Here is a 10,608-nt window from a genome sequence, read left to right as displayed (position 1 = left end):
TGATGAAAGTTCGTAACTTAGGACGTAAATCCTTAGAAGAAGTTAAACATAAACTTGAGGAATTAGGTTTAGGTTTACGTAAAGACGACTGAGGATTTAAACCCATGAACAAAGGAGGGAACTACGAATGGCATACAGAAAATTAGGCCGTACAAGTGCGCAACGTAAAGCTATGTTACGTGACTTAGCTACTGATTTAATTATCAACGAGCGCATCCAAACGACAGAAACTCGTGCAAAAGAACTTCGTTCTGTAGTGGAAAAAATGATCACTTTAGGTAAACGCGGAGATCTTCATGCTCGTCGTCAAGCAGCAGCTTTCATTCGCAATGAAGTAGCTAACGCTGAGACTGGTCAAGATGCACTTCAAAAATTATTCGCTGATGTAGCTCCACGCTATGCTGAGCGCCAAGGCGGATACACTCGTATTGCAAAAATTGGTCCACGTCGCGGAGACGCAGCACCAATGGTAATTATCGAGTTAGTATAATGATAATTAAAAGGGCAGGACAGTTCTTTTCAAGAAACTGGTCATGGCCCTTTTTTTTAAATATAAAAATAGGCGAGCTTGGCGAAGGAAAGGGTGCCTTCTATTGAAAAAAGAGAAACTTCGGATAGGAAATATATCATTTCAATATCCTGGGGCAGCCACGTATGCATTAAAAGATGTTTCATTTTCCTTATATGAGGGAGAATGGGTATCTATTATTGGACAAAACGGTTCAGGAAAGTCTACACTTGCAAAATTATTGAATGGTTTGTTTTTGCCGGAAGCAGGGACTATTACAGTAAATGATTCAATGGTTTTATCAGAGGAAACGGTATGGGATGTTCGAAAACAAATTGGAATGGTATTTCAAAATCCAGATAATCAATTTGTTGGAACAACAGTGCAAGATGATGTTGTATTTGGCTTAGAGAATATCGGAATGCCCAGAGAACAAATGATTGAAAGATTAGAACAGGCCTTACGACTTGTCCGTATGGAAGATTTTCTTAATGATGAGCCTCATTCCTTATCTGGTGGGCAAAAGCAGCGAGTGGCAATAGCAGGCGTTTTAGCACTTCAGCCATCTATTTTAATATTAGATGAAGCAACGTCAATGTTAGATCCTCAAGGAAGACGTGAAGTAGTAGAAACGGTTAGACAACTTGTTAATCAAAAAGGTATTACTGTGCTATCAATTACACACGATTTAGAAGAAGCGGCACAGTCAGATCGTGTCATTATTTTAAATAAGGGAGAAATATTAGAGGAAGGGACTCCAGAAAAAATTTTCAAATCCTCTCATATGCTCCAAGAAATTGGCTTAGATGTACCGTTTTCGGTGAAAATAGCAGAATTATTAAAAAGAAATGAAATTCTTTTGCAAAATACGCATCTTACAATGGAAAGCTTGGTGAACGAACTTTGGAGATTACATTCCAAAAAGTAGAACATCGTTATCAATATAAAACTCCATTTGAAAGACGCGCACTTTATGATGTAGACGTGTCGTTTCCAAGTGGGGGCTATTATGCCATTATCGGTCATACTGGTTCAGGTAAGTCGACGATGATTCAACATTTAAATGGTTTATTGCAGCCGACAAATGGTACAGTTCAAATTGGTGAACATTTGATTTCGGCAGGAAAGAAAGAAAAAAAGCTAAAGCCACTACGTAAAAAAGTAGGGGTTGTCTTTCAATTCCCAGAACATCAGTTGTTTGAAGAGACTGTGGAGAAAGATATTTGTTTCGGCCCTACTAATTTTGGGGTATCTGTAGAAGAAGCGAAGCAAAAGGCAAGAGAGGCAATTGAACTTGTAGGGTTAGAGCCAGAACTGTTAACACGTTCACCGTTTGAGTTAAGTGGCGGGCAAATGAGGCGTGTTGCGATAGCGGGTGTATTGGCGATGGAACCTGAAGTGCTTGTATTAGATGAACCTACAGCAGGTCTAGATCCAAAAGGGCAGAACGAACTTATGCAGATGTTTTATAAGTTGCATAAGGAGAAGGGGCTTACAGTTATCCTTGTAACGCATAATATGGAGGATGCCGCTCAGTATGCGGAGCAGATTGTAGTTATGCATAAAGGAACGGTCTTTTTGCAAGGAAGTGCAGAGGAAGTATTTTCACATGCTGATGAACTAGAGAAAATTGGTGTGGATCTTCCTATGTCATTAAAGTATAAACGTGCAATTGAAGAGAAGTTTGGTATTTCAATTCCAAAGGCTACCTTATCTTTAGAGGATCTTACTCATGAAGTTGTGCAGGTGTTACGAAAAGGTGGTCATGAATCATGCAGCAGTTGATTATTGGGAGATATATCCCAGGGAATTCACTTATTCATCAACTTGATCCACGTACGAAGCTGCTGATTGTCTTTTTATATGTATTTGTTGTTTTCTTAGCAAATAATGCGATTTCATATGGATTTTTATTTTTATATGCACTCATTGCTTTATTTTTTGCAAAAGTGCCGATTCGTTATGTACTTTCGGGCTTAAAACCAATTTTATGGATTTTTCTTTTTACATTTTTCCTGCATATTTTTACAAATAAAGAGGGGGATGTACTACTCCAGCTTGGTTGGTTTTCGATACATGAAAAAGGATTAGAGCAAGGGATATACATTTCTGTACGATTCTTCGTTATTATTTTAATGACGACATTATTAACGTTAACGACGACACCTATTGAAATTACAGATGGTTTGGAGACGTTATTAAAGCCGTTGAAGCGTATAAAGGTTCCTGTTCATGAAATCGCATTAATGATGTCAATTTCTCTTCGTTTTATTCCGACATTAATGGATGAAACGAGTAAAATAATGAAAGCACAAGCATCACGTGGTATTGATTTCGCTGGGGGACCGATAAAAGATAGAATGAAAGCTATTATCTCACTGCTTGTTCCTCTGTTTATCAGTGCTTTTAAGCGTGCAGAGGACTTAGCTATTGCGATGGAAGCTCGTGGATATCAAAGTGGTGAAGGACGTACTAAATTTAGGCAACTACGCTGGAAAACAAGCGATACAGTAACGATTGTAAGCTTATTTTGTTTAGCTTGTATTTTGGCATGGGTGCGATCGTAATGGAGAATAGAGAAATGGATAGAATAAAATGTACGGTTGCATATGATGGCATGCATTTTTGTGGTTATCAAATTCAGCCGAAGCATCGTACTGTTCAACAGGAGATAGAAAAAGCATTACAGAAATTGCATAAGGGAGAACTTGTTCGTGTTCAGGCATCTGGTAGAACAGATTCTACGGTTCATGCAAAAGGACAAGTCATACACTTTGATACTCCTTTGTCTCTTGAAGAGTGGCAATGGAGTAACGCTTTAAATACAATGTTGCCAGATGATATTGTTATTAGGCAAGTAGAGAAAAAAACAGAAGAGTTTCATGCACGTTACGGTGTTGAGAAAAAAGAATATCGTTATCGTGTATTATTATCAAAGACTGCGGATGTATTCCGTAGAAATTACGTATATCAATATCCATATCCGCTCGAAATCAAAAAAATAAGAAAAGCAATTCCGTATTTTATTGGAACGCATGATTTCACTTCTTTTTGTTCGGCAAAAACTGACAAAAAAGATAAAGTGCGAACAATTTATGAAATCGAGTTAATTGAGCAAGACGATGAATTAATTTTTCGTTTTGTAGGTAATGGATTTTTATATAATATGGTCAGAATTATTGTTGGTACGTTACTTAACGTAGGGCAAGGAAAGCTTGATCCTGATAGCATTCCAGAGATTTTAGCGAAACAAAATCGTCAGTTTGCTGGAAAGATGGCTCCAGGTCATGGGCTTTACCTATGGGAGGTAAACTATAACAACTAATCCTGGTGTAACATTTGCTTGACATTAGAAACTCAAAAGTATATCATAACATATGGTATTGTTTCTAAAACCACGATTAGCCCCGGAAGGAAATCGTGTTTAAGATAAACAATAGATTTTTTCTATGGAAAAGATAACGAGGAGGGAAACACATGCGTACGACTTTTATGGCAAAAGCTAACGAAGTTGAGCGTAAATGGTATGTGGTTGATGCTGAAGGTCAAACTTTAGGTCGCCTATCTACTGAAGTAGCATCCATTTTACGTGGTAAAAACAAACCTACATTTACACCACACGTTGACACGGGTGATCATGTAATTATTATTAACGCTGAGAAAATTCATTTAACAGGTAATAAATTAAACGATAAAATTTACTACCGTCACACTAACCACCCAGGTGGACTTAAGCAAAGAACAGCTCTTGAAATGCGTACAAACTACCCTGTACAAATGTTAGAGCTTGCAATTAAAGGCATGCTTCCAAAAGGACGCTTAGGCCGTCAAGTTTCTAAGAAACTTAACGTGTATGCTGGAGCAGAGCATCCACACCAAGCACAAAAACCAGAAGTTTACGAACTTCGCGGATAATTAATTAAAGGAGGGCTTACTTTGGCACAGGTTCAATACTATGGCACTGGACGTCGTAAGAGTTCAGTAGCGCGCGTACGCCTAGTTCCAGGCGAAGGACGCGTTATCATTAACGGTCGTGATTTTGAAAACTATATCCCATTTGCTGCATTACGTGAAGTAGTGAAACAACCTCTAGTTGCAACAGAAACTTTAGGTAACTACGATGTACTTGTAAACGTAAATGGTGGTGGATACACTGGTCAAGCTGGTGCTATTCGTCACGGTATTTCTCGCGCTTTATTAAAAGCTGATCCAGAATACCGTCTAACACTAAAACGTGCAGGTCTATTAACTCGTGACGCACGTATGAAAGAGCGTAAAAAATACGGTCTTAAAGGCGCACGTCGTGCACCTCAGTTCTCAAAACGTTAATTTTTGCGAACTACAAACCCCAACCATTTTGGTTGGGGTTTTTTTATGTTTCATTCCTCTTTTGTAATTTTTATAGCTTGGAATATTTTAGTGCTACCACCGCGCGTATGCTTCTTCTTTAGAAGTTTAGACTAATACGTATTAGGGAGGTTTATAAGTACTATGAATGTCATTGTCAGCTTACAAGAAAAACAAAAAGAAAAGCAGTTAAAATACGAGCGGAAGATGTTGCGGGAATTATCATTAAAAACATTACGTTCAAATATTCGTGATGCCTTTCAAATGCAAGAGCTTCATCGTCAGTATGAAGATTACTGTATTGAATTAGGGATAGAATCTTATTTATTAGGAGCGAGATATAGTAAATTTGGTTATTATGGTGAATCGTTTTTTGATGTGAAATATAGAGCTTTAGAAGAAGAACAACAATTAACTGAAACGCTATTTCAATTTTTAACGAGTATGACTATGCGAGAAATAAAGTTGAAAGATGAGGAATTACTTTTTGAATCTTGTCAGCAGTTTATAGGATTGTGGTGGCAAGAAGGGTATGAAAAAGGTGAAAGAAGATATCGATTAAAGCTTCATTAAGACAAGCATAAACTTTCCTCTTGTCCCATATAAGTAATTAGAGGGACTAGCTGGAGGAGGAAAGGTATGAAGAGAATTCGAATTATCTCTTTTGCACTCGCTGCGGTTGTATTGTTTTTTTTAGTCAAACAAGAATTTCAAATTACAAAATCGTGGCGAGCTTGGAATTTACCCTTATCAGGGAAAGTAATTGTATTAGATGCTGGTCATGGTGGACCAGATGGAGGGGCTGTTGGAGGAAAGGATATTATAGAAAAGGATATTACGCTTGAAATTACAAAAAAGGTACAAGACTATTTACAAGAACAAGGTGCACTAGTTATTTTAACGCGTGAGGGAGATTATGATTTAGCTAACAAAGATACAAAGTCATATAGTAGACGTAAAGCAGAGGATTTAAAAAAACGTGTAGAAATCATCAATAAACCTGATGTAGACTTTTTTGCAAGTATTCATTTAAATGCTTTAACTAGTAGTGGATCGAAAGGCGCACAAACGTTCTATTACCGCTCTTCAATTGAAAATGAACGTGCTGCAAAATTTATACAGGCTGAATTGAGAACAAGTTTAGAGAACACGAATCGTTCTGCTAAGACAATTTCGCATGTGTATTTATTAAAGTATTCTAAAACACCAGGTGCTTTAATTGAAGCCGGCTTTTTATCGAATGTGAACGAAAGGTATATGTTAAATTCGGAGAAATATCAGCAAAAGGTAGCGGCTGCAATATACCGGGGTATATTACGCTATTTCACGGAAAAAGGAAATCCTCCAGAATAAGGAGGATTTTTTTGAGTTTCTCTCGTTAACGAAGTTTTCGGAAAATATGTTATACTGGAAATGTAAACGCATTTATTTCAAGAATAAGCAGAGATAAATTCAATTAACATTACGTTATTTTTCATACAGGGGGCTGGGCTAATTATGGTAACGAAAGAACAAGTGGTTGAAGCGTTAGAAGGGATGGTAGATCCGTTTTTACATAAAACATTAAAAGAAACAAGTGCAATTAAAGAGGTAACAGTCAAGCCTGAGAAGGAACATGTGAGTGTCAAAATTGCAATCGTAAAAACTGGTACAGCGGAACAAATGCAGTTGCAGTCTGGAATTGTAAAGTTATTAAAAGAGCTTGGAGCAGCAACAGTTGGACTTCGTTTTGCAGAATTTACAGAAGAGGAATTAGCTCAGTTTGCACCAGAACAAGAAGCAGAGCAAACTGAATCTTTATTGTCACCAAATTCAAAAACGACATTCTTAGCAGTAGCGAGTGGAAAAGGTGGCGTGGGAAAATCAACCGTTTCCGTTAACCTTGCAGTTGCTTTAGCTCGTTTAGGAAAAAAAGTTGGTATTATTGATGCGGACATTTACGGTTTTAGTGTGCCAGACATGATGGGGATAGAAAAACGTCCCATCGTAAGAGGTGATAAGATAATTCCGGTAGAACGTTTAGGTGTAAAGGTAATCTCAATGGGCTTCTTTGTAGAGGATAATGCACCAGTTATTTGGAGAGGACCTATGCTTGGGAAAATGTTAAACCACTTCTTCACAGAAGTAGAATGGGGCGATTTAGATTATTTAGTATTAGATTTGCCACCAGGCACAGGTGATATTGCGTTAGATGTGCACTCAATGTTGCCATCTTGCAAAGAGATTATTGTAACGACACCGCATCCAACAGCTGCGTTTGTAGCAGCGCGTGCTGGAGCGATGGCATTACGCACTGAACATAGTATTCTCGGTGTTGTTGAGAATATGGCATATTTTGAAAGTAAGGTAACTGGTGAGAAAGAATATGTATTTGGAAGAGGCGGGGGAGATAAGTTAGCTACCGAACTACAAACAAATGTTCTTGGGCGTATTCCACTGCAACAACCCGATTGGAATAAAGAAGACTTTGCTCCTTCAGTATATGAGGATACACATACAACCGGCATTATTTATAGTAAAATAGCTGAAACAGTAATTGATAAAACAGCTGTTACACAAAAATAAAGCGAAACTTTAATCAGTGGGGTTCATCTGTTACTGGCAACAACTAGTAAACCTTTCGCTTAACTAGAGGGCCATTTTGTCTGTTAATAGCAAGATAAAGTAATAACGAGTGGACAATTTATACATTGTCCACTCGTTATTATAGTTATTATTTTCACTGTTCTTCCTTCTTCTCGCCTTGAGAACCGCCATCACCGCCTGCTTCTTTCTTATCAGATCCACCTTTTTCAGCCTTTTGTACACCTTTACTAATGATATCAATCATCTTGGCTTGGAAGAGTGGACTTTCAGCAGTTTCTGTTAGTACTTGTTGTAGATATTGACGGTATTCTTTACTCTTCATTGTTTGTAACATCATTTTTTCTACTTCAGGATTTTTCATAATTTCTATAACGCCTGCTTGGTATTCAGGGTCTTTTAATAAGGTTTTCATTAATTGGGTTTGTTCTTTCCCCATACTTTTAGCAAACTTTGATGAGAACTCAGGATCTTTAAAGAGCTTTTCCCAGAATTGTTGCCCTTTATCGGATACCATGGCATCTTCAATCGTTTTCTTTACTACTGTTTCATCTAGTATGAGTGCTTGTTTCATTTTTTCATCAGTTAATACATCTTGAATAGCTTTCTTACCTTGATCTGTTTTTAAAATATCAACAATCATTTTCTTTGTTTGATCGTAATCTAGTTCGGATTTCGTTTCTTTTCCTTGTGCGCATGCTACAAGTGCGATAAGTAGAAAAGAAGAAACGAAAATGAATAGTATCCGTTTCATAAGTTGGAACTCCTTTCAGCACAGTTCTCTCTTTTTAATATAAATATCTTTAAGGAATTTATACATGAACATGGCTAGCTTTTTGAAATTGTCATTGATACAATTTAATTAGAAATATAAGGATAATGGGGGATGTGTTGTGAATAGCCGCAAGTGGGTACGACTATTTTTAACGACGTTGTTTCTTGGTGGGATTAGCACAGTTATTATTGGTTTTGTTTTGGAGTGGGACAGGTATGATAAATTTTTTCAAAATTTCGACGTTAAGGAGATTTTAGCGGTATCTTTCTGGTTGATGGGTGTAGGATTTATTTTTAGCGTTATAAGTCAAATGGGATTCTTTGCATATTTAACAATCCATCGTTTTGGACTAGGGATGTTTCGCTCATCGTCTTTATGGAATGCAGTCCAGCTCTTCTTTATTGCATTCGTATTATTTGATTTTGTGTATTTAAGATCTGTACTTATTGCAAATGGGGAAATCTCATTGGGGAATAACATACTTGTTGCTGGAATTTTATTTGTGTTTGGAGCAATTGTTGCTTATGTAAAAAGTAAAGAAACAAATAAAAAAGCATTTGTGCCAGCTCTGTTCTTTATGGTTGTTGTAACGATTCTTGAATGGGTACCGGCGCTTCGGATTAATGATACAGATTGGTTATATTTAATGGTTATACCGCTATTGTTATGTAATGCATATCAATTACTTGTATTACATCGTTTAATCGGAAAAACGAGTAAATCTGCTTAATAGAGAGAGGTTTTATATATCAGCAGTTATATTATTGGAAATGGTGTGATTAAAAAAGCTCTACCACCTTTTTGAAAGGTAGTAGAGCTTTTTATACGTGAAGAGTAGTAGGGACGAAGCTATTTCACATCTTCACTTTTCGTACTTGTGTTGGAAATAAGTTGTGATACGGATATTTGCTCATATCCATCACTTTTTAATTTTTGCAGAAGCAGCGGTAAAGCTCTATTTGTTTGAAGGGCAGAATCGGATGCGTGTAATAAGACAATATCTCCACCTTTCAAATTATTAGAGACGGTGGAAACGATGTGATTTACACCTGGGTTTTTCCAATCGTTGGAATTATTACTCCAATGCACGACGGTGTATCCAAGTGATTCTGCAATTTTAAGGGTTGCCTTGTTAAATTCGCCACTAGGTGGACGTAACAGCTTGACTTGTTTTACCCCAAGTTTTGTAAAAACATCTTGTGCTCGTAAAAGGTCTCGTCTTATTTCATTCGTCTCTAGAGAAGTATAGGATGTGTAATTGTAACCCATACTACCGATTTCGTGTCCATCTTTCATGATGCGCTCTACAATATCGGGGTGTCTTTCGGCCCATGCAGCAGAAAGGAAGAAGGTTGCATTCTTAATTTGTCTTTCTTTAAGAGTATCAAGGATTGGAATTGCTTTTTTGTCTCCCCAACTAATATCAAACGTAAATGCAACTTGCTTTTTAGCGGTATCTCCTTTGTAAATTACTTTAGGACCTGTAGCAGTTGAAAAAGCAGATTCATGTGAATATGTTTTTAAAAAGAGTAGCCATGCTGTAAATAAGGAAAGTATCACTATTAAGCTAATGTGTTTAAAAGTTCTCTTACTCGTAATAAAAAAGAAAAACATAATATTACGCCCCTTTGTCCAATCCTTTTCAGTTACATATATGCTGTAAATATAAAAAAGAGAACAAAGGATTAATATCGTAAGTAATGGATATAATGAATGATAGGATTGTAATAAGTGAAAATGAGCGAAACGTTTATTGTTACGTAAGGAATTATTGAGGTGATCATTTGCTTGGGCTGATGTTGACAAAAGAAGAGAGAAAAGAGATGGAATACATATTAAAGAGAGAGTTAGAGGAACTTTTATTTGATTTTGAAGATGAGCGTATTCATGAAATTGTAAAAAAGGCGATGGAAGAAAGATATAAAATCATTTTTTGTTTATTTCGGAGAGTTGCTAATGCAGAGGAATGTATTCGTTATGTAAGAAAAAGAACTTTTTATTAAAAAGTGTTGACGTTAATAGTTTGTATATGGTAAATTAATAAACGTCGCTGATGCGGAAACGCAGAAAACGACAAAAAAGAAATTGAAAAACTTAGTTGACATCGAAAAACGAAGATGTTAACATAAGGAAGTCGCAAATGAGCGACCAAGTAGTTCTTTGAAAACTGAACGAAACAAACAACGTGAAACGTCAATTTTTATTTTTAGATGCTAGACAAACTAACTTTATTGGAGAGTTTGATCCTGGCTCAGGATGAACGCTGGCGGCGTGCCTAATACATGCAAGTCGAGCGAATGGATTGAGAGCTTGCTCTCAAGAAGTTAGCGGCGGACGGGTGAGTAACACGTGGGTAACCTGCCCATAAGACTGGGATAACTCCGGGAAACCGGGG

Annotated in this window: 15 protein-coding genes and 1 rRNA gene; 14 read left to right on the top strand and 2 right to left on the bottom strand. The window is 37.0% G+C overall.

The genetic code is table 11. The features are described from left to right. From BM089_RS29865 to BM089_RS29815, 11 genes are all read left to right on the top strand, one after another. A partial coding sequence (locus BM089_RS29865; protein ID WP_178345288.1) for a DNA-directed RNA polymerase subunit alpha C-terminal domain-containing protein occupies positions 1-92 on the top strand: 92 nt, incomplete at its 5' end. A gap of 35 nt (positions 93-127) precedes the next feature. Continuing rightward, on the top strand, positions 128-490 hold the full coding sequence (gene rplQ, locus BM089_RS29860; protein WP_000331490.1) for a 50S ribosomal protein L17: 363 nt from the start codon (positions 128-130) through the stop codon (positions 488-490). 103 nt (positions 491-593) lie between these two features. Beyond that, the gene (locus BM089_RS29855) at positions 594-1,436 is read left to right on the top strand and encodes an energy-coupling factor ABC transporter ATP-binding protein (RefSeq protein WP_000711763.1); all 843 of its coding nucleotides are present in this window, start codon (positions 594-596) and stop codon (positions 1,434-1,436) included. Beyond that, complete coding sequence (locus BM089_RS29850; RefSeq protein WP_000406539.1) at positions 1,412-2,293, top strand: energy-coupling factor ABC transporter ATP-binding protein; 882 nt, start codon at positions 1,412-1,414, stop codon at positions 2,291-2,293. Before BM089_RS29855 ends, BM089_RS29850 begins: the two co-directional genes overlap by 25 nt. Then, the gene (locus BM089_RS29845) at positions 2,281-3,075 is read left to right on the top strand and encodes an energy-coupling factor transporter transmembrane component T family protein (RefSeq protein ID WP_001186530.1); all 795 of its coding nucleotides are present in this window, start codon (positions 2,281-2,283) and stop codon (positions 3,073-3,075) included. Before BM089_RS29850 ends, BM089_RS29845 begins: the two co-directional genes overlap by 13 nt. A 14-nt stretch (positions 3,076-3,089) precedes the next feature. Beyond that, the gene (gene truA, locus BM089_RS29840) at positions 3,090-3,833 is read left to right on the top strand and encodes a tRNA pseudouridine(38-40) synthase TruA (protein WP_002094238.1); all 744 of its coding nucleotides are present in this window, start codon (positions 3,090-3,092) and stop codon (positions 3,831-3,833) included. A 152-nt stretch (positions 3,834-3,985) separates the two neighbouring features. Continuing rightward, positions 3,986-4,423, top strand: a complete 438-nt coding sequence (gene rplM, locus BM089_RS29835; protein ID WP_001260795.1) for a 50S ribosomal protein L13 — start codon at positions 3,986-3,988, stop codon at positions 4,421-4,423. Positions 4,424-4,444: 21 nt separating this feature from the next. After that, positions 4,445-4,837, top strand: a complete 393-nt coding sequence (gene rpsI / locus BM089_RS29830) for a 30S ribosomal protein S9 (protein ID WP_000079986.1) — start codon at positions 4,445-4,447, stop codon at positions 4,835-4,837. Between the two features lie 162 nt (positions 4,838-4,999). Beyond that, complete coding sequence (locus tag BM089_RS29825) at positions 5,000-5,428, top strand: DUF2521 family protein (protein WP_001101005.1); 429 nt, start codon at positions 5,000-5,002, stop codon at positions 5,426-5,428. Positions 5,429-5,494: 66 nt separating this feature from the next. Further along, complete coding sequence (gene cwlD / locus BM089_RS29820; RefSeq protein WP_000822439.1) at positions 5,495-6,208, top strand: N-acetylmuramoyl-L-alanine amidase CwlD; 714 nt, start codon at positions 5,495-5,497, stop codon at positions 6,206-6,208. Positions 6,209-6,352: 144 nt separating this feature from the next. Next, positions 6,353-7,420 carry an Mrp/NBP35 family ATP-binding protein gene (locus tag BM089_RS29815; protein ID WP_090979063.1) on the top strand — a complete coding sequence of 356 codons (1,068 nt, stop codon included), beginning with the start codon at positions 6,353-6,355 and terminating at the stop codon, positions 7,418-7,420. Positions 7,421-7,574: 154 nt separating this feature from the next. Here the strand turns inward: BM089_RS29815 and gerD are convergent, their stop codons facing one another. After that, entirely contained in the window at positions 7,575-8,192 is a 618-nt protein-coding gene (gene gerD / locus BM089_RS29810) for a spore germination lipoprotein GerD (RefSeq protein WP_050842394.1), read from the bottom strand. A gap of 139 nt (positions 8,193-8,331) precedes the next feature. Between gerD and kbaA the strand changes: the two genes are divergently transcribed. Beyond that, complete coding sequence (gene kbaA / locus BM089_RS29805) at positions 8,332-8,943, top strand: KinB signaling pathway activation protein KbaA (protein WP_089170266.1); 612 nt, start codon at positions 8,332-8,334, stop codon at positions 8,941-8,943. 119 nt (positions 8,944-9,062) lie between these two features. Here kbaA and pdaB read toward each other — a convergent pair whose 3' ends face one another. Then, on the bottom strand, positions 9,063-9,827 hold the full coding sequence (gene pdaB / locus BM089_RS29800) for a polysaccharide deacetylase family sporulation protein PdaB (RefSeq protein ID WP_000464717.1): 765 nt from the start codon (positions 9,825-9,827) through the stop codon (positions 9,063-9,065). A 170-nt stretch (positions 9,828-9,997) separates the two neighbouring features. On the opposite strand from pdaB, the gene BM089_RS29795 reads away from it, so the two are divergent. Beyond that, the gene (locus tag BM089_RS29795) at positions 9,998-10,216 is read left to right on the top strand and encodes a hypothetical protein (protein ID WP_090979060.1); all 219 of its coding nucleotides are present in this window, start codon (positions 9,998-10,000) and stop codon (positions 10,214-10,216) included. A gap of 225 nt (positions 10,217-10,441) precedes the next feature. Then, a 16S ribosomal RNA gene (locus BM089_RS29785) occupies positions 10,442-10,608 on the top strand; the annotation flags it as partial.

The sequence above is a fragment of the Bacillus sp. 5mfcol3.1 genome, assembly GCF_900114335.1.
GTDB lineage: Bacteria > Bacillota > Bacilli > Bacillales > Bacillaceae_G > Bacillus_A > Bacillus_A thuringiensis_S.
Note: the sequence above shows the minus strand (reverse complement) of the source record. Positions and strands in the feature narration are given on the sequence as shown.